The following is a 22,033-nucleotide window of genomic DNA, read 5'->3' as shown; positions in this document are numbered from 1 at the left end:
TCAGCCCAGTCGGCGCAGCCGCGGCGCCAGGTCGGTCTGGAACAGTCGCAGGAACCGCAGCTGGTCGTGGCCCGGCGCGTGGAAGACCAGGTGGTTCAGTCCGTAGCCGAGGTAGTCGGCGACCTTCTCGACCGCCTCGTCGGGGTCGGAGGCGACGATCCAGCGTTTTGCGACCTGCTCGATGGGCAGGGCGTCGGCGGCCTTCTCCATCTCGATCGGGTCGTCGATGGAGTGCTTCTGCTCGGCGGTGAGCGACAGCGGCGCCCAGAACCGGGTGTTCTCCAGCGCCAGCTCCGGGTCGGGGTCGTAGGAGATCTTGATCTCGATCATCTTGTCGATGGCGTCGGCGTCGCGCTCGGCGGCCGCCGCCCCCTCGGCCACCGCGGGCAGGAGTTTGTCCTTGTAGAGCTCTTCGCCCTTGCCCGATGTGCAGATGAATCCGTCGCCGGCACGGCCGGCGTACTTGGCCACGACCGGCCCGCCGGCGGCGATGTAGACCGGCACCCCGCCCTCGGGGACGTCGTAGATGGAGGCGCCTTCGGTGTGGTAGTAGTCGCCGTCGAAGTCGACCCGGTCACCGAGCCAGAGCTCCCGCATCAGCCGCACCGACTCGCGCAGCCGGGCGAACCGCTCCTTGAACGCCGGCCACTCGCCGGTGAACCCGGTGGCGATCTCGTTGAGGGCCTCGCCGGTGCCGACCCCGAGGAAGACCCGGTCGGGGTAGAGGCAGGCGAGGGTGGCGAACGCCTGGGCGATCACCGCCGGGTTGTACCGGAAGGTCGGGGTGAGCACCGAGGTCCCCATGGTCAGACGCTTGGTGCGTTCGCCGACCGCGGCCAGCCAGGCCAGCGAGAACGGCGCGTGTCCGCCCTCGTGGCGCCAGGGCTGGAAGTGGTCGCTGACGGTGGCGCTGTCCATGCCGTGCTCTTCGGCGGCCACCCCCAACTCGACGAGTTCTCGGGGCCCGAACTGCTCGGCCGACGCCTTGTATCCCAGTCTCAACTCAGCCACGTGTCTATTTCTACCCCGTGCCTAGACTCTCCGATATGGCGCGGCTGATTCAGGTCACCGAGACGGTGTACTTGGCCCACGGTGAGATGGTCAACTGGGCGCTGGTCGCGGACCACTCCGGGGTCATGCTGATCGACGCCGGCTACCCGGGGGACCGCGACGCGGTCGTCGCCTCGCTACGCGACGCCGGGTTCGCGCCCGCCGATGTGCGCGCGATCCTGCTCACCCACGCGCACATCGATCACCTCGGCTCGGCGATCTGGTTCACCGAGGAGTACCGCACGCCGGTCTACTGCCATTACGACGAGGTCGGCCACGCCCGGCGGGAGTATCTGGAGCAGGCCTCGCCACTGGACGTGGCGATGCGGCTGTGGCAGCCCCGGTGGGCGCTGTGGAGTCTTCATCTGGTTCGCGCCGGCGGCCTCAGCGGCGCCGGCATCCCGTCGGTGCAGGCTCTCACCCCGCAGACCGCCGCTGAGTTGCCCGGCGCCCCGCTGGCCGTGCCCTCCCCCGGGCACACCGGCGGGCACTGCTCGTATGTGGTGGACGGGGTGCTGGTCAGCGGTGACGCGTTGGTGACCGGCCATCCGCTGCTGCCGCGAAGCGGACCGCAGCTGTTGCCCGCGCTGTTCTCCCATGACCACGAGCAGGGGGTGCGCAGCCTCGCGGCGCTGGAGTTGCTCGACACCACCCTGTTGGCTCCCGGACACGGCGCTCTGTGGGAGGGGCCGATCCGCGAGGCCGTGGCCGCGGCGCGGGCGGGTTTGGACTGACCATCGGCTGAACCGGCCGTGACCGGTGAGGTGGTTGAGGCGTCCGTGACCGAGCATAGGTCTCAATATGATTACAACGTAAAGTAGCGTTTCTCTGAGAGATCGGGTCCGCAGGTAAGAAACCTCAGGGTTTCCGGCCGGATTTCGACATTTCAGCGGCGCTTTCTGCGACGTGCCTCACTTTTTTGTTGCGACAACGGTTTTCGTTCTCATCGGCCGGCGCTGTCGGGCGGTTGCCCGCGGGAAATGTCGCCGTACTTTGGATTGCGGCGGGGGAAACACCACATTGTCAAGGGGGTACACAACCATGGTCGTTCACCGAATGCGGCGTTTCGCCGCGGGCGCCGGACTGGCCGGGCTGCTCGCAGCCGGGGCCGCGGTGGTCGCACCGAGTGCGCTGGCCGCGCCGGACTGCAGTCCGCAGGGCGTGCAGAACACGGTCAACTCATCCACGAGCGCGGCGCAGGCCTATCTCGCCTCCCATCCGGGGGCCAATGCCGTCGTGTCGTCGGCGATCAGCCAGCCACGGCCGGAGGCGGCGGCCAACGTGCGCAGTTACTTCACCGCGAACCCGCAGGAGTATTTCGAGCTGCGTAACATCCTGGCGCCGATCGGCGAGACCCAGCGTCAATGCAACACGCCCGTGTTGTCCGGACCGCTGGCCTCGGCGTACGACGAGTTCATGGCCGGCTGACCGGCTCGGCCTCCGGCCCCGTCCGTGCAGCACGGGCGGGGCCGGTCGTCGGTCAAGCCGGCTGGATCGCGATCGTCGTGACGTCTTTCGCCAACTCGGTGCGCTGCCCGTCTGTCTCGATGGCCAGGATCCCGGTCTTCGCCGAGTCGGCCGCAGGCACCAGCACCGCGGTCCCGCCCGTGCGCAGCGGGCGCTTCTCCAGCAGCGGTCCGGGTTCGACCCGGGCCCAACCGGTCATGCCGTACTTCCACACGCTGTTGATGCCGTCGTCATCGGCCGCGGCGAACAACGATCCGACCTCACCCCACCAGAGGTGGTCGATCGGGGCGCAGCCACCGCCGATCGCCGACGTGCTGACGATGGCGCTGACCAAGTCGACCTGCACCACCGTGCTCGACCCGCAGCCGGAACCCGACGAAGCGTTCGCGGCGTAGGCGAGTCGGCCGTCGTCGGCGCTGAGCTGCGGTGCACTTACCGCACCGACTGCGGGAACGCCGAGGTCTTGGATCACCCGGTCGTTGCCGATCAGGTACAGGTGTTCGTGATCACCACCGTCGCAAGGACATTCATTGCGCGCGATCAGCACTCCGCCGGCACCCACACCGAGTACCTGTGTTTCGGTGTCTCGCCCCTCGGTCGGCGACGAAGGCCCGTCGGGGAGGCGGATCTCCCGGTGCAGTCCGGGCTCGGGGTGATCGGCCGCCAGATCCAGGCGCATCAGCCGATCCGGAGCTTCGAACCAGACCACCGCGCTGTTGTCCTCGGCGACCGGGTGGTGCGATGAGATCGGAAAGGCGTGCACCTCCCCGTTATGGCTGTCGATGACCACCAGGTGCCGGCCGGCTTCCACCGCGAACGCATACCGTCCGTCGGCAGTGAACTGTGCGCGGGCGCGGGTGAAGTCACCGTCGGTACGGCTCGCCACCGAGGCGTTGTGCACCAACCCGAATTCGTGACCGGCGGTGTAGGCGAGGATCGACCGCGCCAGCCCGGGCGCACCGGGCGAGCCGCCGGGCAACTGACACCCGGCGAGGACCACTCCGAGGGCGACCAACAGGGCTTGGAAGGCACGCGCCATGCGGCGATTGTAGGGCGCTTCGAGGTGCCTGCCGCGGAGGCGTACTAGGCGAAACAGATCAGCGGAATCATCATTTCCACGTCGGTTTTCGCGCCGTGGAAACCGATCATCTGCGAGATCTGCGGTGGCTCGTGCGCGCTGGCCATGACCGCGGTCGCGCCGGTACAGGTGATGACGACATCGCCGATCCGCTCGCGGACCTCGTCGCGTACCGGCCCGAACAGGCCCGTGTCGATCGCCTCCGCACGGGTCTGCACTTCTGCGCGCCCGGCCAGTCGCTCCGCCCAAACCGCGCGCACGTCCTCGGCCGCACCCGGTGCGGTGTGCAGGTAGCGGACTCTGGGCTCACCGGCGATCACCCGAACCCCGTCGAGCAGCGCCGGGTCGGCGTCCAGGTCGACATGGTCCGGTTCGGCGATGTTGAGGCCACCGTGGTCGGCGGTGACCAGCAGCGCGGTGTCGTCGGGCAGGCCGTCGACCAGGCCGGTGACGACGGCGTCGACGTAGCCGGCGGCCGCATGCCACTGCGGTGAGCCGATGCCGAAACGGTGTGCGGCGGTGTCCAGCGCGCTGACGTAGCCGTACACCAAACCCCGACCACCGGCCAACGCATCGAGCATCGCCTGGGCGTAGTCGCCGGTGCCGGCATCGATCAACTCCGCGCCGCCGTAGGCGGCAACCGTGAGCCCCGAGGTCAGGAACGGGGTCGGCAGCACTGCGCGCGCCGGGATTCCCGCGGCGTTGAGCCGAGCGAACCAAGTCGGTATCGGTTGCCAGCGGGTCGGGGGCGGCTCGTCGTGCCACAGAATGTGGATGAGCACCGTGTCGGTGCCCGGCACGTTGACGGTGAAGCCGAGGACGCCATGTCGGCCGGGGGCGACGCCGGTGCCCAGCGACACCAGGTTGGTCGGCGTGGTCGACGGGAACGCGCAGCGCAGCGTCTGCAGCCGGCCGGCGCCGCCAGCGGCCGCGGCGGCGAGCAGCGGTGCCTCCGAGCCGAGATCGTCGAGCAGGTGTCTGCCGAGTCCGTCGACCAGCAACACCATGACGCGCCGCTTCGCACCGAAGGCGCTGACGAGCCCGAGGGAGTCGGTGGCATCCGGCGCGCCCAGCAGGGCCGCTGCCGCGGGCAGGACGTCGCAGATGGTGCCGGCCATGGGGCCAGCCTGCCATCCGGGTACTTCTGTCGGCGGTGTACCGGCCACCGGAAATTTCCGTCCGGGCCCGTCCCGGGTTCGCCATAGGCTTTTCTGGACCAGCCGTTCGGGAGGTGATGTGTCCCATCCTTCGCCGGCGCCCTCTGCTGCGGCACCGGAGCCGGTTTTTCAGGTTCGGGTGATGAAACACACCGGGGCACTGATCTTCTGGCACAACCAGCGCTGGACGGTGACCGGCACCTACGCCCAGTGTGAGGCTGCGATCGACGACGCTCAGAGCCACAGCATGACGGCCGGGTGGTGGAGCATCGGCTCGTTGCTGGTGTGGAACTGGGTCGCGTTGCGGACCAACCGGCGCGCTCGCGCCGACCTGCAGGCGCAGCGCAGCTGGTACGCCGCCCACCGGACCGACCGACCTGCGCCGGCCGCGCGGCGTCGACGGTGGCCGGCGGTCGCGGTCACCGGCGCGGTCCTGGTGGTGCTGGCCTTGCTGCTGGGGGCGGTCGGTGCCCTCGTCGGCGACCCGGAGCCGCCCACCGCCGACTTCTCCGCCCCGTTGACCGCGTCGGCGCGTCCCCTCGCGGGGCTGCTGTTGAGCCCCGATGACGTGGCGAAGGCCCTCTCGATCGCAACGATCACCGACACCACACCGGCCGACCACCTCACGGTCCCCTACGGTGACCACATCGTCGACAACGATTGCGTCAGCGCGTTCTACCCCGCCACGACCGCGTTCTACAACAACACCGGATGGACCGCGCTGCGCACTGCCCACCTGCGCGACCCTGCTGACGGACCGCTGCGGCACTCCGTGGAACAGGCGGTGTTGTCCTATCCCGGCCCACCACAGCGGATGACCGCCGCGGCGCACGACATCTGGCAAGCCTGTTCGGGACGCACCATCAACATCCGTGAGGTCACCAAGCCCGACGCGGTCGACGCGCTGTGGCGGGTGGGCGAGGTCACCGATACGGACGGCATCCTGGCGCTGTCGCTGAGCGCCGACGGCACCGACGACTGGGGCTGCCGGCGCGGCCTGGCGGTGGCCGAGACGGTCGTCATCGATGTCCAGGCGTGTGGGCACGACCTGCCTGGTTCGGTGATCCCCACGCTGATCGATCCGATCCGGGCGAAGATAACCGGCTGAGGTCGGTGGCCGGAGCCGCCGCGACGCCACGGCCGGCTGCCCTTGGCCCCCTGCCCTTGGCCCCCTGGCCCGGACACCCTGGCCCGCACCTCCTGGTGTTGCCCCTGACTTGGCCCCCTGCCCGTGGCCTCCCTCCCCCCGCTCTTTGCCTCTTGCTCCCGACTCGACCGTCCACGAGACTGGAACCCGGATGGAGAATGCACTCGCGGTTGTCACCGGGGCCGGTTCGGGGATCGGCCGGGCCGTTGCGTTGGGGCTCGCTTCGGCCGGCTGTCGCGTGGTCGCCGCCGACCTCAACGAACCGGCGGCCGCGGCCACCGCTGCTCACGATCACGAACAGATCACCGCGGCGCCCGTCGACATTGCCAGCAGGTCGGCGGTGGAGTCGTTGCGCGACCGCATCGAGGCGGAGTTCGGGACGCCGACGGTGTTGGTCAACGCCGCCGGCTGGGACGAAACCCGCCCGTTCCTCGACGCGACGGCGGAGTTCGCCGAGAAGGTGGTGGCGATCAACTACCTGGGCCCGGTCCACATGTGCAGTGCGTTCCTGCCGGGCATGGTCGCCGCCGGTCGCGGGCGGGTGGTCAACCTGGCCAGCGATGCCGGCCGGGTCGGCAGCGCCGGCGAAACGATCTACGCGGGCGCCAAGGGCGGGGTCATCGCATTGACCAAGTCGCTGGCCCGCGAGATGGCCCGGCATTCGATCACCGTCAATTGCGTCTGCCCCGGGCCCACCGACACGCCACTGTTCGCCGCGCAGCCGGAGAAGCTCAAAGAGGCACTGGTCAAGGCGATCCCGTTCCGGCGTCTCGCCCGGCCCGAGGAAGTGGCCGCACCGGTGTTGTTCTTTGCTTCCGATGCGGCATCGTTCATCACCGGCCAGGTGATCAGCGTCAGCGGCGGACTGACCATGGCCGGATAGCGGCGCGACCCCGGCCGCTCGAGCGGTCCGCGCGCCGCGTCGGCGCGAAAAACCCCCGGGGGTGCGCGCTCCGGAGACCTCGACGAAGGGCGGTATCGGTTGCGTCCGCCTTTGAGCGACAAACCGTCACAATGATCGTTTCCTGACTCATAGCACCCTCCTGAGAAACCCCAATGACCACACATTTCACAGTGCTCCCGTTGTGCTCAAAACGTCGCTGAGACAACGGTGCCCGGCTATCAGCGACACGGCCGGCGCATCGCGCGGTCGAGGCGGCGGCCCTGATCGAGTCCGCCTGAGCCGGGCCCGCCTGATCCGGGTCTGAGCCGGTTCGGCACGACGTGTCGGGGGTGCGTGCAAACCTGTCTCATGAGCATGACACTGCACCGGATCAAAGCTCGGCAGGCGCAGCGCCAGAACCGCACCGGCCGGGTCGTCACGGGTATCGAACTTCGCTACCTGTTGACCACATATCTGTTCGAGCACGGCCAGATGACCGTCGCCGAACTGGCGGGAACCCTTGCGGCCCAGGGCTTCACGACGATTGGGTGGCCATCGAAGGCGATCTCCGACGCGCTGCGCTGGGAACGTGGCCGCGGCCGGGTTCGCAAATGGAGTCGCGGGCACTACGGCCCGGGATCGGTCCCGCGCGCCACCGAGCACCGTATTCACGGTCGGGTGCAAGCGCTGCGCGAGGAGGTGACCCAGCGCGTGTCGCTGCAAGGCGGGCACCCTCCGCTCAGCGACAGTTCGAGGTAACTGTGGCCGATGCGGCTGCTGAGGCTCCCGTGGTTGTTCCGCAGCCCCGAAACGGACCAAAACCCGATGTTGTCGCTCCGAGGCGGACGCGACCTCACAGTGCCGGCGCAGCCGACGGCCGCGTCGCCGGGTCGGCGGCTGCGTCGCCGGGTCGGCAGCTGCGTCGCCGGGTCGGCGGCCCGCGACCACAACGCCCTCCCGGCGCCTCTCGATGAAATCCACCCCCGGTGGGAGGATGGGCCGGTGAGCACCCCCGCCTTCGATCCACTGGATCCGCTTTCGCTCGACGCCTCGCTCTCCGACGACGAGATCGCGGTCCGCGACACGGTGCGCAGGTTCTGCGCGGAGCACATCACCCCACATGTCGCCGACTGGTTCGAAGCCGGCGATCTGCCCGGAGCCCGCGAATTGGCCAAGCAGTTCGGCGAACTGGGCCTGCTGGGCATGCATCTGCACGGCTACGGTTGCGGCGGCGCTTCGGCGGTGCACTACGGGTTGGCGTGCCTGGAATTGGAGGCGGCCGACTCCGGCATCCGTTCACTGGTCAGCGTGCAGGGCTCGCTGGCGATGTTCTCCATCCACCACAACGGCTCCGAAGAGCAAAAGCAGCGGTGGCTGCCGGGCATGGCAAAAGGCGAGCTCATCGGGTGCTTCGGGCTCACCGAACCCGACGTCGGCTCCGACCCGGCCGCGATGACCACCCGGGCCCGCCGCGACGGTAGCGACTGGATCCTCACCGGCCGCAAGATGTGGATCACCAACGGCTCCATCGCCGACGTCGCCGTGGTGTGGGCGGCCACCGAGGACGGCGTCCGCGGATTCCTCGTCCCCACCGACACCCCCGGCTTCACCGCCAACACGATCCACCACAAACTCTCACTGCGCGCCTCGATCACCAGCGAACTGGTGCTCGACGAGGTCCGCCTGCCCGCCGAGGCGCTCCTGCCCGGCGCCGAAGGACTCAAGGGCCCGCTGTCGAGCCTCTCCGAGGCTCGCTACGGCATCATCTGGGGCGCGATGGGGGCGGCCCGTTCGGCGTGGACCGCCGCCCGCGACTACGCCCGCGACCGCACCCAGTTCGGCCGGCCGATCGGTGGATTCCAGCTCACCCAGGCCAAACTCGCCGACATGGCCCTCGAACTGCACAAGGGGCAGTTGCTCGCACTGCATCTCGGCCGGCTCAAGGACAGCGTCGGGCTCGCCCCGGCGCAGATCAGCTTCGGCAAACTCAACAACACCCGCGAAGCACTGGAGATCTGCCGTACCGCGCGAACCATCCTCGGCGGCAACGGCATCTCGCTGGAGTACCCGGTGATCCGCCATATGGTCAACCTGGAATCGGTGCTCACCTACGAGGGCACCCCGGAGATGCACCAACTCGTCCTCGGTCAGGCATTCACCGGGCTGTCCGCTTTCCGGTGATCCACGGCACGTCGCCGCGGCTTTCCAACCTCGACGTAAGTGCGGTAACGTTCCCGAAGCTTAGCTCAGCGAAGCAAAAATGGTCGTCGTCGGTGTACAGAGGATGAATCGTGAACCGGGTGCTCAAACGGCTGTGGATACCGCTGGTATTCATCGTCGTGCTGTCGGTTTCGGGACTGGTCGTCTCCCGGCTGCACAACGTTTTCGGCTCGGAGGACCCCAACGCCAACGCCGGCCAGGGAATCGAGATCGTGCAGTTCAACCCGAAGGTGGTCACCTACGAGGTGCTCGGGCCGCCGGGCACCGTGGTGAGCGTCAACTACTGGGACGCTGAAGCCAACACGCATCAGATCGATGGGGCGGTGCTGCCGTGGTCGTTCACCTTCAGCACCACACTGCCCTCGGTCAGCCCGAACATCATGGTGCAAGGTGACAGCAGCGAGATCGGTTGCCGCGTCACCGTCGACGACATCGTCCGCGCCGAACAGTACGCCCAGGGCAACAACGCCCAGACCTTCTGTGTGGTGAAGTCCGCGTGACCCAGCACAGCGCCTACGGCCCGGACAGAAAACGTCCGTTCTTCGCGCACATGCTGCGCATCTTCTGCATCCCGATCATCATCGGCTGGTTCGTCCTGACGGTCATCGTCAACGCGATCGTCCCGCAGCTCGAGGCGGTCGGCGAGGCGCACTCGGCGCCGATGGCGCCGACCGAGGCCCCGTCGATGATCGCGATGGCCCGTCTCGGCGACAACTTCCAGGAGTTCGACTCCAACAGCACCGTCATGGTCGTCATCGAGGGCGACGACGAACTCAGCGACGCCGCCCACCAGTACTACGACGAGATCGTCGCCAAGCTGCGCGACGACCCCGAACACGTCCAGCACATCCAGGACTTCTGGAGCGACCGGCTGACTGCGGCCGGGGTGCAGTCCTCGGACGGCAAAGCCGCCTACGTGCAGCTCAACCTCGCCGGCCAGAACGGCACCACGCTGGCCAACGAGTCGGTGGAAGCGGTCCGGGACGTCATCGCCGACACCGAGGCGCCGCCGGGGCTGACCGCGCACGTCGTCGGCTCGACGGCACTGTCGACCGACATGCACATGATCGGCAACGCCAGCCTGGCCAAGATCACGCTGGCCACCCTGGGCGCCATCACGATCATGCTGCTGATCGTCTACCGCTCGGTGGTCACCACCCTGGTCCAGCTGTTCATGACCGGGATCGGGCTGGCCTGCTCGCGTGGGGTCGTGGCCCTGCTCGGCAACGCCGGCGTCATGGGCATGACGACGTTCGCCACCAACATCTTGACGATGCTGGCGATCGCCGCGGCCACCGACTACGGCATCTTCCTGATCGGCCGCTACCGCGAAGCCCGCATACTCGGCGAGGACCGCGAAACCGCCTACTACACCACGGTGCGCAGCGTGACCCCGGTCGTGCTGGGATCCGGCCTGACCATCGCCGGCGCCGCCTACTGCCTGAGTTTCACCCGACTGCCCTATTTCAAGACGATGGGTGTCCCGGTCTCGATCGGGATGCTCGTGGTGGTCGCCGTCGCGCTCACCCTGGGCCCCGCGGTGCTCACCGTGGCGGCGCGGTTCGGACTGCTCGAACAGAAACAGAAGCGCCACAAGGGTCAGGTGAAGGGCACCCAGAGCCGGTTGTGGCGCAAAGTCGGCACCAGCGTGGTGCGCTGGCCGGGCCCGGTGCTGGCCGCCAGCGGAGTCATCGTGATGATCGGCATGGTCGCCCTGCCCGGTTACCAGACCAACTACAACGACCGCTACTACCTGCCCGACGACGCACCAACCAACATCGGTTACACCGCCGCCGAGCGGCACTTCACCCAGGCGCGGATGAACCCCGACATGCTGATGATCGAAGCCGACCGCGACATGCGCAACCCGGCCGACATGCTGGTGCTCGACCGGGTGGCCAAGAACATCATCCGGCTGCCCGGCATCGCGATGATCCAGAGCATCACCCGCCCGCTGGGCATCCCGATCCAGCACAGCTCGATCCCGTTCCAGCAGGGCATGCAGGGCAACATGATGATGCAGAACATGGACTTCATCAAGAACCGGATGGCCGACATGCTCAAGATGGCCGACGAACAGCAGGTCACCATCGACTACCTCGAGGACATGCTGCGGATCACCACCGGGCTGTCCAACACCACCAGCGACATGGCCGACGTCACCGACAACATGGTGGCCGTCACCGACGAGATGCGCGACCACATCGCTGATTTCGACGATTTCTGGCGCCCGATGCGCAACTACTTCTACTGGGAACCACACTGCAGTGCTATCCCGATCTGCTGGTCGCTGCGCAGCATCTTCGACGCCCTCGACGGCATCGACAAGCTCGATGAGCAGTTCGGCAACATGTCCACCGAGATCCACCAGATGGACGACTGGCAGAAGGAGATGGTGGCGATCCTGCCGCCCGCGATCGCCAGCATGAAGCACACCAAGTCCCTCACGCTCACGATGCACAGCACGTTCGACGCGATGATGGACCAGATGGAGTACATGTCCAACACCGCCGTGATGATGGGCCAGAGCTTCGACGAAGCCCGCAACGACGACTTCTTCTACCTGCCGCCGGAAGCGTTCGACAACGAGGACTTCCAGACCGGTTTGCGCCAGTTCATGTCTCCCGACGGCAAGTCCGCGCGGTTCTTCATCACCCACGACGGCGACCCCGCCACCCCGACCGGCATCTCCCGGGTCGACTCCGAACGCCTCGCCGCCCAGGAGGCGCTCAAGCAGTCCTCCCTCGCCAACGCCAAGGTTTTCCTGGGCGGCACCGCCGCAACGTTCAAGGACATGCACGACGGCGCCAAGTTCGACATGATGATCGCGGTGATCGCGTCGCTGACGCTGATCTTCCTGATCATGGTGCTGATCACCCGCAGCCTGGTCGCCGCCCTGGTGATCGTCGGCACCGCATCGAGTTCGATCGCGGCGGCGTTCGGTCTGTCGGTGTTGATCTGGCAGGACCTGTTGGGCCACAACATCCACTGGGTGGTCTCGGTGCTGTCGGTGATCATCCTGTTGGCGGTCGGGTCGGACTACAACCTGCTGTTGGTCTCCCGATTCAATGAGGAGATCCACGCCGGGCTGAAGACCGGCTACATCCGGGCCATCGGCGGCTCCGGCGGCGTGGTCACCGCCGCCGGTCTGGTGTTCGCCTTCACGATGGCCGCGATGCTGGGCAGCGACCTGGTGGTGCTCGGCCAGTTCGGATCGACGGTGTGCATCGGGTTGCTGCTCGACACACTGATCGTGCGGTCGCTGTTCATGCCCTCGATCGCAGTGCTGCTGGGCCGCTGGTTCTGGTGGCCGCGGGTCATCCACCCCCGCGGCGACAACGCCCTGCCACCCTCGGAGCGCACCCAGCCGTTGGCGGTCCGGTCATGAAACCGGCAGTGGTCGCGGTGTTGTCGGCAGTGGCGGTGCTGACCGCCGGTTGCGGTGAGATCGCCAGCACCGACGACCGGCCGCCGGTGTTCTCCCCCAGCCTGCCGACACCGCCGCAACGGCCGCCGGCCTATCTCGGCGACACCCTCGAACTGGACCGCATCGGCGACAGCCGGATCGCGGTCACGATCTCGCAGGTGATCAATCCCGCCTCGGTGCCCTACGGCGGGGAGGCCGACAAGAACTACGTCGCAGTGGAGTTGACGGTCAAGAACATCGGCGCGCTGACCATCACCGGCGACGCCAACAACGACGTCTCGGTAGTCGGCTCCGACGAGCAGGACTACGCGTCGGCGCTGGCCACCGTCAGCCAGTGCAAGAACTTCCTGTACGGCCAGTTCGTACTCGCCCCGCAGGCGTCGGCGACCGGGTGCGTCTCCTTCGCGCTTCCGGTCGGGGTGAGCCCGGCGAAGATCAAATACAGCCCGTCGTCGGGCATCTCGGTCGACGTGGGAGTCTGGAGTCTGTAGCGCCCGCACCGACGCTGTCGCCGACGCCACATTTGACAGGTGTAAAGTCCGCTGGCATGGACAACATCGCCGGCAAGACCATCGTCATCACCGGTGCCGCCCGCGGCATCGGGTTGGCCACCGCAAAGACCCTGCTCGGTAAGGGCGCGCGGGTGGTCATCGGGGACCGCGATATCGACGTGCTGGAGTCCTCGGTGGCCGCGCTCAGTGCCCTGGGCCCGGTCTCCGGGCATCCCCTCGATGTCACCGACCGTGAGTCGTTCGCGCTGTTCCTGGACAAGGCCCGCGCCGACGGCGGCGGCCGCATCGACGTGCTGATCAACAACGCCGGGGTGATGCCGGTCGGCCCCTTCCTGGACCAGTCGCAGAAGTCGATGCGCTCCTCGATCGAGGTCAACGTCTACGGCGTGCTCACCGGCTGCCAATTGGTGCTGCCCGAGATGATCCAACGCCGCAGCGGACACGTCATCAACATCGCGTCGCTGATCGGGCTCATCCCGCTGCCAGGCCAGGTCACCTACACCGCCACCAAGGCGGCGGTGATCGGTTTGACGGTCGCGCTGGCCGACGAGGTCGCCGAGCACAATGTGCAGGTCAGCGCGGTGATGCCGCCGTTCACCAACACCGACCTCATCTCGGGGACCACGACTACCGCCGCCAGCAAGCCCGTCGAGCCCGAAGACATCGCCAAGGCGATCGTCAAGCTGCTCAACAAGCCCAAGACGCTGGCGTCGGTGCCGGCGCCGCTGCGGTTCACCGCCACGCTGGCGCAGCTGCTGGGGCCGCGGGGCCGGCGCGGGATGAACAAGCGGCTCGGGCTCGACCGCATCTTCCTCGACTACGACACCAGCGCCCGCAAGGCCTACGAAACGCGCGCCCAGGACGCCCAGGGCGTCCGCGAGCAGGCTGACTGAGCCCCGCGCGGAGTAGCCCCCGGTGCACCCCCGCGAGTGAAGAACCTTGGCGGTTTCCAGCGCCAAATCCCGCCAACGTTCTTCACTCGAGGGCCTGCGGGGGAGGGGCGTGCGACGCTAACCGCGTCCGGTGAGCTTCTGCACCGTCTGGATCTCGGCGTTCTGGTACGGGCGGCCGTCGGGGCGCAGCAGGTCGTGGAACCACATCCTGGGGATCTCGGAGTACGGGTTGTCCCAGGAGTCCCACGGGTAGTACGTCTGGCTCTTACCGGCGACCAGGCCCCAGTTGTAGACGCCGACGTTGCGACGCTTGGCCACCGGCAGAATGCCCTGCACGGTGCTGCCCTCCTGGCGGGCCATGTACTCCGTGCACAGGATCGGCCGGCCCTCCGGCGCCAGTTCGTCGACGCGGTTGTTGAACCCGGTCGGGTTGTCGTAGCTGTGGAACGTGACGATGTCGGAGTTGGTCAACTGCACGTTCTGGATTTCGGTACGGCCGGACGGGTCGGCCCACGAGCCGTCCCACACCCCGCTGGTGATCGGCTGCCGCGGGTTGACCGCCCGCGCCCAGGAGAACACCTGCGGTAACAGGTCGGCCACCCGGTCGAGTTTGTCGGAGCGCTCCACCGACGCGTACTGCTTGGCCATGTTGTCCGGCTCGTTCCACACGTCCCACGCCAGCACCCGGTCGTCGTTGCGGAACTGCGTCATCACCGACGTCACGTACTCCTGCAGCACCCGCCGGTAGGCCTTGTCGTCGATGCGATCGGCGCCCGGGCTCTGCGCCCAGCCGGAGTTGTGGATGCCGCGCCGCGGTGCCGGCTGCTGCCCCGCCTTGGGGTGCGGGTCCCAGCAGGAGTCGAAGAACACGAACATCGGTTTGATCCGGTTGCGTGCCGCCACCCCGACGAACTGGGACAGCCGGTTGGAGAACCCGCGCCGGTCGGCCGCCCACAGTTGGTCGTGCAGGAACACCCGCATGGTGTTGAACCCGGACAGCCGCGCCCAGCCCAGCTCGGTGTTGATGCGTTGCAGATCGAAGGTGTTCGGCTGGAACATCTCCAGCTGGTTGATCGCGGTGGCCGGCAGGTAGTTGGACCCGATCAGCCAGCCCTGCCCGCGGTACCAGTTGTTGGCCTGCTGGGCCGACCAGCGGCCCGGGGCCGCGCTCGCGCTGGGCATCCTGGCCAGCATAACGCCGGCCGACAGAGCCAGCGGCAGCTTCAGCGCAGTACGACGGTCCACGTCGCCACCGTAGTCGTGGAGGTCGGGCGCACCCGCGCCGGCGGCGCGTGTCGCGCCGGGTTGAGAGGGAATCGTTATCTGCCCAACGCCTGGTCGAGGTCGGCGACGAGGTCGTCGACGTCCTCCAGGCCCACCGAGATGCGCACCACCTCGTCGCCGAGCCCGATCGCCGCGCGCCCCTGCGGCCCCATCGCACGGTGCGTCGTCGTCGCCGGGTGGGTGATCAGGGTTTTGACGTCGCCGAGGTTGTTGGAGATGTCGATCAGCCGCAGCGCGTCGAGGAACGCGAAAGCCCGCTGCTTGCCGGCGCCGGCGGCCGCGTCGAGAGCGAAGGTGATCACCGTGCCACCGCCGGACATCTGGGCGCGGGCCAGCGCGTGCTGGGGATGGGAGGACAACATCGGGTAGCGCACCCAGGCGATCCGGTCGTGGGCTTCGAGGAACTCCGCGATGCGCAACGCGGCGGCGTTGGCGTGGTTCACCCGCACCGCCATCGTCTCCAGCCCCTTGAGCAGCAGCCAGGCGTTGAACGCGCTTATCGCCGGGCCGGTGTGGCGCATCAGTGTCTTCACCGGACCGTCGATGTAGTCGGCGCTGCCCAGGATGGCCCCACCGAGCACCCGGCCCTGCCCGTCGATGTGCTTGGTGCCCGAGTACACCACCACGTCGACCCCCAACGACAGCGACCGCTGCAGCAGCGGGGTGGCGAAAACGTTGTCCAGCACCACTTTCGCCCCCGCTGCGTGCGCCAAATCGGTGACCGCGGCGATGTCGACCAGGGACTGCATCGGGTTGGACGGGGTTTCGAAGAACACCGCCTGGGTGGGGACCGACAGTGCCTGCTGCCACTGGGCGAGGTCGTCGCCGTCGACGAAGACCGTCTCCACTCCCCAGCGCGGCAGGATCTCGGCGCACACCACGTAGCAGGAGCCGAACAGGCTGCGGGAGGCTACCAGCCGGTCACCGGCGCCGAGCAGCGCGCCCAGCGCGGTGAAGACCGCGGCCATGCCGCTGGCGGTGGCGAACGCCGCCTCGGCGCCTTCGATCAGCCGCAACCGCTCCTCGAACATCGAGATGGTCGGGTTGCCGTAGCGGGAGTACACGTAGCGGTCGACCTCGCCGGTGAAGGCCGCCTCGGCCGACTCCGCCGAGGAGTAGACGTAGCCGGAACTGAGGAACAGCGCCTCGGCGGTCTCGTCGAACTGCGAGCGCAGGATCCCGCCGCGCACCCCGATGGTGGCGGGGCCGACGCCGTCGGGCAGCGGCCGGGGGCTGCGCACCGACGCGGGCGGCGGTTCCTGGCTCACGACTGGGTCCAGGGCAGCCCGTCGGCCTTCCATCCGGTCGCGCCGCGGTGACCCTCACCGTCCGGCCCGCCCTCGAATCCGTCCAGCATGTTGTAGGCCGGGGTCAGGCCGGCCTCGGTGGCGGTCGTGGCCGCCGGGATCGACCGGTTGCCCGAGCGGCACAGGAACACCACCGGGCCGCCGGAGACCTTCTCGGTCAGCTCGCGGGCGAAGTCGTGGTTGGGGTTGCCCGCCGAGTCGACCCACTGGATGAAAACCACGTCCTTGCCGATGCCGGAGAGGTCGGGCACGCCGACGAACCGCCACTCGGCTTCGGTGCGCACGTCGACCAGCACCGCATCCGGGTTGTCGTTGAGCAGCTGCCACGATTCGCGCGGCGTGATGTCTCCGGCGTAGCTCACGTGCGTGAGTGTCGCATATCCGGCCAGAGTGGCCGCACACGCCTTCCACCTGCCGTCCTCACGAACGAAGCTGGTGGGAGCGGTGATCTTGTCGTCCGGGTCGTCCTGGAAGTAGTAGACGACGGTGGCGGTGGCGCTGTCCCCGTCCACCCGCACCTCGGTGACGTTGCCGACGTAACGCGCGCCACGGTCCTGCTGGGTCTTGCGGTGCTGGGCAAGGAAATCCGACTCGCGGCCCTGTTCCGCCGCGCAGGTGAAGTCGCGGAACGCGGCGAAGTCCTCGCGCTGCAGCGCGTCGTTCTGCCCGATCGCGGCACGGACCACGTCCTGGGCGTCACCGTCGTCGCGCAGCAACGCCGAGACGCCCAATCCGATCAGCACGAGCACAACCACGGCGATCGCGGCCAGCACCGGGATCGGGGTGCTGCCGCCCTCACGTTCCCCGCTCACGGCTGGGTGACCCCCGTGATTGCCGCCGCTGCCTGTCCGGCCCGCGCGAGCGCGACGTCGACGTCGCCGGCGGTGGCCAGCGCCACCCCCGACGGGCAGCCCGGCCCGAAGACCCGCAGGTCGGTTTCGGGTTCGGTCAGCGCGGCGGCGGGCACCGCGGCGACATCGGTGTAGAGCAGCCGGGCCGCGCCCGGGGAGATCAGCACGGTGTCGGCGGGCAGGCCGAGGACGGCGCGGGCGGCCAGTTCGAACTGCGAGAGCCGCTGGGTGCGCAGCGTGACCAGCCCGGCTTCGGGCGGAAAGACACTGGCGTCGCGGAAATAGACCTCGTCGTCGCGGACCGCGAGGTCGATGGCGAACAGGCCGCGCCCGCCGAGGGCGCGCACGATGCGTCCGGCCACCGAACGCACCGCATCCAGCGCGATCGTGCTCATCGGTTGCGGCTGCCAGCACTCGACCCCTCGGCCGTCGGCGGTGGGCCGGTGCCCGATCGGAGCGCAGAACTGCACGTCGGCCTCGTCGGTGACCACCACGAGCTGGGTGATCTCGTAGTCGGTCTGGATCACCGACTCGGCGAGCACCCGCCCACTGTGCCCGTCGGCGGCGATGGCCCGGCGCCAGGCGGGTTCGATGTCGTCGGGGCGCACCAGCACCGACTGGCCGTCCCCCGGTTTGCCCGCCGCCAGTGGGCTGACCACCAGCGGGTAGCCGGCCTCCTCGGTGACCTCGGCGAGTTCCTGCGGGGAGCCGGCGAACCAGAACGGGACCGTGGGCACGCCGATCTCCTCGGCGACCAGGTGGCGCAGCTCCTCCCGGTCGCCGGCGAGACGCACACTGCGGGCCGAGGGCACCACCTGCACGGCGCCGGATTGGCCGGCCAGCCGCAGCGCTTCCACGGCCACCGTCTCGGTGGCGGCCACCACCACGTCCGGGCGCAGCGCGGAGATCGCAGCCGAGAGGGCGTCGGTGTCGGTCAGGGGCACGACCTCGTCGACCCCGGGCCCGTCGGCCGGTTCGGCGACGACCACCTGCGCACCGAGGCGTTGTAGGGCCACGGCCTGCTCGGCGGCGAGTTGGCCCGCACCGAGCAGCAGCACCCGGGTACGGCTCCGCGCCGACACGGGATCGGTGTCGGTCACGGACCCACCCCCTTCAGATTCGGCCAGCTTGTTGCTTCAGGATAAAGGCGCACAGGAACGGAGGGGTGGCCGACGTGGATGCTCTGCTGCTCGCGGTGGTCGGATCCGCCGTTCTGGTGGCTGCCGTGGCCCGCCACGTCAACATCTCCGCGCCGCTGACCCTGGTCGGAGTGGGCCTGCTCGTCGGGGTGATTCCGGCGATCCCGGACGTGACGATGGGCTCGGACCTGGTGCTGTTCGTCATCCTGCCGCCACTGCTGTGGTCGGCGGGTTTGGAGAGCTCGTACCTGAACATGCGGCGCAACATCCGTCCGATCTCGTTGCTGGCCGTCGGGTTGCCGCTGGCCACCACGCTGGTCGTCGGCCTGGTCGCCTACCACGTGGTGCCGCAGCTCACCCTTGCCGCGGCGTTCACCCTCGGCGCGATCGTCGCGCCACCGGATGCCGTGTCGGCGACCGCGGTGGGACGCCGACTCGGGCTGCCCCGCCGGATCATGACGTTGCTGTCCGGGGAGAGCCTGCTCAACGACGCCACCGCGTTGACCGCCTACAAGGTGGCACTGGGGGCGGCGGTCGGCGCGACCGTCACCGTCGCCGGCGGCTTCGCCACGTTCGCGCTGGCCGCGGTCGGCGGGGTGGCCACCGGAGCGGTGCTGGGCCTACTGCTGGTGCAGGTCCGGTCCCGGCTCTCCGACGCCCTGGCCGAGAGCGCGATCGGGCTGGTCGCGCCCTTCCTGATCTACCTGGTCGCCGAGATGCTCGACGGGTCGGGTGTGCTGGCGGTGGTGGTCGCGGCACTCATCCTGGGACAGCGGTTCACCCGCGCCGACTACTCCACCCGCTTACAGGATCAGGCGGTGTGGCGGGCGCTGACGCTGATCCTGGAGTCGTTCGCGTTCATGCTGATCGGGCTGCAGTTGCCGACGGTCATCGGCGACCTGCACGGTGACACCTTCGTCGAGCTGTTCGGCGCGTCGGCGGCGGTGTTCGGCACCGTGCTGGCGGTACGGATCGTGTGGGTGGCCGGGTTCGCCTACCTGCCGCGGATCGCGCCACGCCGGCTGCGCAGGCACGCGCCAGCGCCGACCCCGGCGCAGGTGGCGGTGCTGGCCTGGGCCGGGATGCGCGGGGTGGTCTCGCTGGCCGCCGCCTTCGGTGTCCCGGCGCTCACCTTGGCCGGCTCGTCGTTCCCCGGCCGCCCGCAGCTGGTGTTCCTGACGTTCGTGGTGGTGGTGGGCACGCTGGTGCTGCACGGGCTGACCCTGCCGTGGCTGATCCGCCGCATGGGGGTCACCGGCGAGGAGGCCCGCTCGGATGCGATCGCGGCGGCCACCGCGCAGGACAAGGCGGCGCGCGCGGCGATGGAACGCCTCGATGAGCTGCTGGCCGACGAGGAGCCCTCCGAGGCCGCCGAGCGGGCCGCCGAGGTGCTGCGCAACCTCAACACCCGGCGGCGCAACGCGGCGCGGGAGCGGCTGCGCCGGCACAGCGGGGCCAGTGACGCCGAAATCGACGAGAGTCTCTCGGAGGTGTTCCGGCGGCTCCGCCTGGCGATGTTGGCCGCCGAGCGCGCCGCCTACATCGCCGAGCGCGATGCCGGCCACCTCGACGACCAGGTGCTGCGCGCACTGCTGCACGGGCTGGATCTGGAGGAGGCGGCGCTGAACCTGCAGTGACTACGGCTGGCCCGGCAGCAGCTGCACCATCAGCGCGTCCAGCTCGGCGAGCAGTTTCTCGTCGCCGTCGACGAGTTCACCGGAGATGAAAGCCTTTCGGCCCTCGACCTTCTCGACGCGACCGCGCACGGTCAGCGGCGTATCGATCGGGGTGACCGCGCGGTAGTCGACCTTGAGGTAGGCGGTGCGACTGATCGGGCGCTGCGCGCCGTGCACCACCATGCCGCACAGCCAGTCGAACAGCAGCGGCAGCACGCCACCGTGCACCGCGCCGTTGCCGCCCACGTGGAAGCGGCTGAACCGCCCACCCATCGCGACCCCGTCGACGCCGTATTCGACGATCCGGAACGGTGGGAGCAGCAGGCTGCCCATCCCGGCCAGCGACGGGATCCGCCCGGCCGGCGAGACCCCCTCGGGTGCCCGGGCCGGATCCAGCAGCGCGATCAGCTCCTCGATGCCGTCGGCGGCCTTGTCCCACACACTGTCGTCGGGTGCCGCGCACACCGACAGGTCCTGCAGTGTGCGCACCGCGCTCAGATAGCGGGTGAATCCGGGTTCGGGCTCGGTGACCTCGAAGTCGGGGAAGCCGCCGCGGCCGCGATCGGGCTGGTCGGTCACCGCCCACCGCCGATGACGTCGCGCCGCACGATGGTCTCGTCGCGACCCGGGCCGACCCCGATGCAGGACACCGGCGCGCCGGCCAACTCCTCCAGGCGGGCGACGTAGTCGCGGGCCTTGGCCGGCAGTTCGCCGAACTCCCGTGCCCCGGAGATGTCCTCCCACCAGCCGGGAAGTTCCTCGTAGATCGGTTCGGCGCGGGCCAGTTCGCTCTGGGTCATCGGCATCTCGGTGGTCTGCTTGCCGTCGATGCGGTAGCCGACGCAGACCGGCACGGTCTGCAGGCTGGAGAGCACGTCGAGTTTGGTCAGGAAGTAGTCGGTGATGCCGTTGACCCGGGTGGCGTAGCGCGCGATCACCGCGTCGAACCAGCCGCAGCGCCGCGCCCGGCCGGTGGTCACCCCGACCTCCCCGCCGGTCTTGGCCAGATACGCGCCGTTCTCGTCGAAGAGCTCGGTGGGGAACGGTCCGGCGCCCACCCGGGTGGTGTAGGCCTTCAGGATGCCCAACACGGTGGTGATGCGGGTCGGTCCGATGCCGGACCCGACGGCCGCGCCCCCCGCGGTCGGGTTGGACGAGGTGACATACGGGTAGGTGCCGTGGTCGACGTCGAGCAGGGTGCCCTGGGAGCCCTCCAGCAGCACGGTCTGCCCGGCGTCGAGGGCCTCCCCGAGCAGCAGCCGGGTGTCGGCGATGCGGTGCCGGAAGCCGTCGGCCTGGGTCAGCAGCTCCTCGACCACCTGCTGCGGGTCGAGGGCCTTGCGGTTGTAGATCTTGACCAGCACCTGGTTCTTGAACTCCAGCGCCGCCTCGATCTTGTGGGTGAGCAGGTCGGGGTCGAGCACGTCGGCGACGCGGATGCCGATGCGGGCGATCTTGTCCTGGTAGCAGGGCCCGATGCCGCGGCCGGTGGTGCCGATCTTCTTGTTGCCCAGGTAGCGCTCGGTGACCTTGTCGATCGCGATGTGGTAGGGCATCAGCAGGTGAGCGTCGGCGGAGAGCAGCAGCGTGGAGGTGTCCACGCCGCGGTTCTCCAGCCCGGCCAGCTCGTCGAGCAGCACGCCGGGGTCGACGACGACGCCGTTGCCGATCACGTTGGTGACCCCGGGGGTGAGGACGCCCGACGGGATCAGGTGCAGCGCGAAGTTCTCGCCGGTCGGCAGCACCACGGTGTGCCCGGCGTTGTTGCCGCCCTGATAGCGCACCACCCACTGGACGTGCTCACCGAGCAGGTCGGTGGCTTTACCCTTGCCCTCGTCGCCCCACTGGGCGCCGATCAGGACGATTGCCGGCATGGCTTTTTCCCGCCTTGGTCTCGCGTTTACTGTGATCCAGCCGGGGACTCACACTAGCTCAGCGGTTT

At 68.9% G+C, this 22,033-nt stretch carries 20 protein-coding genes and 1 pseudogene; 11 read left to right on the top strand and 10 right to left on the bottom strand.

Annotation, left to right across the window (positions count from 1 at the left end; all coding sequences use genetic code 11):
* Nucleotides 1-1,011, bottom strand: a complete 1,011-nt coding sequence (fgd, locus tag AWC30_RS04725; RefSeq protein ID WP_085109048.1) for a glucose-6-phosphate dehydrogenase (coenzyme-F420) — start codon at nucleotides 1,009-1,011, stop codon at nucleotides 1-3.
* A gap of 35 nt (nucleotides 1,012-1,046) precedes the next feature.
* Between fgd and AWC30_RS04720 the strand changes: the two genes are divergently transcribed.
* Together AWC30_RS04720 and AWC30_RS04715 are read left to right on the top strand one after the other, a co-directional pair.
* On the top strand, nucleotides 1,047-1,784 hold the full coding sequence (locus AWC30_RS04720) for an MBL fold metallo-hydrolase (protein ID WP_085109047.1): 738 nt from the start codon (nucleotides 1,047-1,049) through the stop codon (nucleotides 1,782-1,784).
* Nucleotides 1,785-2,091: 307 nt separating this feature from the next.
* Nucleotides 2,092-2,478, top strand: a complete 387-nt coding sequence (locus tag AWC30_RS04715; RefSeq protein WP_085109046.1) for a heme-binding protein — start codon at nucleotides 2,092-2,094, stop codon at nucleotides 2,476-2,478.
* Between the two features lie 52 nt (nucleotides 2,479-2,530).
* Here AWC30_RS04715 and AWC30_RS04710 read toward each other — a convergent pair whose 3' ends face one another.
* Together AWC30_RS04710 and AWC30_RS04705 are read right to left on the bottom strand one after the other, a co-directional pair.
* Entirely contained in the window at nucleotides 2,531-3,556 is a 1,026-nt protein-coding gene (locus AWC30_RS04710) for a hypothetical protein (protein ID WP_085109045.1), read from the bottom strand.
* Nucleotides 3,557-3,600: 44 nt separating this feature from the next.
* Entirely contained in the window at nucleotides 3,601-4,713 is a 1,113-nt protein-coding gene (locus AWC30_RS04705; RefSeq protein WP_085109044.1) for an alkaline phosphatase family protein, read from the bottom strand.
* A gap of 181 nt (nucleotides 4,714-4,894) precedes the next feature.
* Between AWC30_RS04705 and AWC30_RS04700 the strand changes: the two genes are divergently transcribed.
* From AWC30_RS04700 to AWC30_RS04665, 8 genes are all read left to right on the top strand, one after another.
* Complete coding sequence (locus AWC30_RS04700) at nucleotides 4,895-5,860, top strand: sensor domain-containing protein (RefSeq protein WP_165756430.1); 966 nt, start codon at nucleotides 4,895-4,897, stop codon at nucleotides 5,858-5,860.
* A gap of 190 nt (nucleotides 5,861-6,050) precedes the next feature.
* Entirely contained in the window at nucleotides 6,051-6,782 is a 732-nt protein-coding gene (locus AWC30_RS04695) for an SDR family NAD(P)-dependent oxidoreductase (RefSeq protein WP_085109042.1), read from the top strand.
* 375 nt (nucleotides 6,783-7,157) lie between these two features.
* Nucleotides 7,158-7,541, top strand: coding sequence for a hypothetical protein (locus AWC30_RS04690; RefSeq protein WP_109561937.1), 384 nt, complete (start codon nucleotides 7,158-7,160; stop codon nucleotides 7,539-7,541).
* A 243-nt stretch (nucleotides 7,542-7,784) separates the two neighbouring features.
* Nucleotides 7,785-8,963: an acyl-CoA dehydrogenase gene (locus AWC30_RS04685; protein ID WP_085109041.1), complete on the top strand. Its 1,179-nt coding sequence runs from the start codon at nucleotides 7,785-7,787 to the stop codon at nucleotides 8,961-8,963.
* Between the two features lie 110 nt (nucleotides 8,964-9,073).
* Nucleotides 9,074-9,502, top strand: a complete 429-nt coding sequence (locus tag AWC30_RS04680; RefSeq protein ID WP_165756429.1) for an MmpS family transport accessory protein — start codon at nucleotides 9,074-9,076, stop codon at nucleotides 9,500-9,502.
* Between the two features lie 50 nt (nucleotides 9,503-9,552).
* On the top strand, nucleotides 9,553-12,390 hold the full coding sequence (locus AWC30_RS04675) for an MMPL/RND family transporter (RefSeq protein ID WP_085109165.1): 2,838 nt from the start codon (nucleotides 9,553-9,555) through the stop codon (nucleotides 12,388-12,390).
* On the top strand, nucleotides 12,387-12,920 hold the full coding sequence (locus tag AWC30_RS04670; RefSeq protein ID WP_085109040.1) for a DUF4352 domain-containing protein: 534 nt from the start codon (nucleotides 12,387-12,389) through the stop codon (nucleotides 12,918-12,920). Before AWC30_RS04675 ends, AWC30_RS04670 begins: the two co-directional genes overlap by 4 nt.
* A gap of 56 nt (nucleotides 12,921-12,976) precedes the next feature.
* Nucleotides 12,977-13,834 carry an SDR family oxidoreductase gene (locus AWC30_RS04665; protein WP_085109039.1) on the top strand — a complete coding sequence of 286 codons (858 nt, stop codon included), beginning with the start codon at nucleotides 12,977-12,979 and terminating at the stop codon, nucleotides 13,832-13,834.
* A gap of 117 nt (nucleotides 13,835-13,951) precedes the next feature.
* On the opposite strand, the gene AWC30_RS04660 is transcribed toward AWC30_RS04665, so the two are convergent.
* The 5 genes and pseudogenes from AWC30_RS04660 to purT all read right to left on the bottom strand — a co-directional run bounded on the left by AWC30_RS04660 (nucleotide 13,952) and on the right by purT (nucleotide 18,376).
* Nucleotides 13,952-15,079: a cellulase family glycosylhydrolase gene (locus tag AWC30_RS04660; RefSeq protein ID WP_085109038.1), complete on the bottom strand. Its 1,128-nt coding sequence runs from the start codon at nucleotides 15,077-15,079 to the stop codon at nucleotides 13,952-13,954.
* 74 nt (nucleotides 15,080-15,153) lie between these two features.
* Complete coding sequence (locus AWC30_RS04655; protein WP_085109037.1) at nucleotides 15,154-16,419, bottom strand: O-succinylhomoserine sulfhydrylase; 1,266 nt, start codon at nucleotides 16,417-16,419, stop codon at nucleotides 15,154-15,156.
* Nucleotides 16,383-16,787, bottom strand: a complete 405-nt coding sequence (locus AWC30_RS04650; RefSeq protein ID WP_085109164.1) for a rhodanese-like domain-containing protein — start codon at nucleotides 16,785-16,787, stop codon at nucleotides 16,383-16,385. Before AWC30_RS04650 ends, AWC30_RS04655 begins: the two co-directional genes overlap by 37 nt.
* Nucleotides 16,788-16,835: 48 nt before the next feature.
* Nucleotides 16,836-17,198: pseudogene (locus AWC30_RS18345) on the bottom strand (Rv0361 family membrane protein); the annotation flags it as partial.
* A 35-nt stretch (nucleotides 17,199-17,233) separates the two neighbouring features.
* Entirely contained in the window at nucleotides 17,234-18,376 is a 1,143-nt protein-coding gene (gene purT / locus AWC30_RS04645) for a formate-dependent phosphoribosylglycinamide formyltransferase (RefSeq protein ID WP_165756428.1), read from the bottom strand.
* A 74-nt stretch (nucleotides 18,377-18,450) separates the two neighbouring features.
* Here purT and AWC30_RS04640 point away from each other — a divergent pair, with 74 nt between their 5' ends.
* Nucleotides 18,451-20,052 carry a Na+/H+ antiporter gene (locus AWC30_RS04640; protein ID WP_085109163.1) on the top strand — a complete coding sequence of 534 codons (1,602 nt, stop codon included), beginning with the start codon at nucleotides 18,451-18,453 and terminating at the stop codon, nucleotides 20,050-20,052.
* Here AWC30_RS04640 and AWC30_RS04635 read toward each other — a convergent pair whose 3' ends face one another.
* The gene (locus AWC30_RS04635; RefSeq protein ID WP_085109035.1) at nucleotides 20,053-20,670 is read right to left on the bottom strand and encodes a PaaI family thioesterase; all 618 of its coding nucleotides are present in this window, start codon (nucleotides 20,668-20,670) and stop codon (nucleotides 20,053-20,055) included.
* Complete coding sequence (locus AWC30_RS04630; protein WP_085109034.1) at nucleotides 20,667-21,965, bottom strand: adenylosuccinate synthase; 1,299 nt, start codon at nucleotides 21,963-21,965, stop codon at nucleotides 20,667-20,669. Before AWC30_RS04630 ends, AWC30_RS04635 begins: the two co-directional genes overlap by 4 nt.
* Between the last annotated feature and the right edge of the window lie 68 nt (nucleotides 21,966-22,033).

This window comes from Mycolicibacillus trivialis, assembly GCF_002102395.1.
GTDB classification, from domain to species: domain Bacteria; phylum Actinomycetota; class Actinomycetes; order Mycobacteriales; family Mycobacteriaceae; genus Mycobacterium; species Mycobacterium triviale.
Note: the sequence above shows the minus strand (reverse complement) of the source record. Positions and strands in the feature narration are given on the sequence as shown.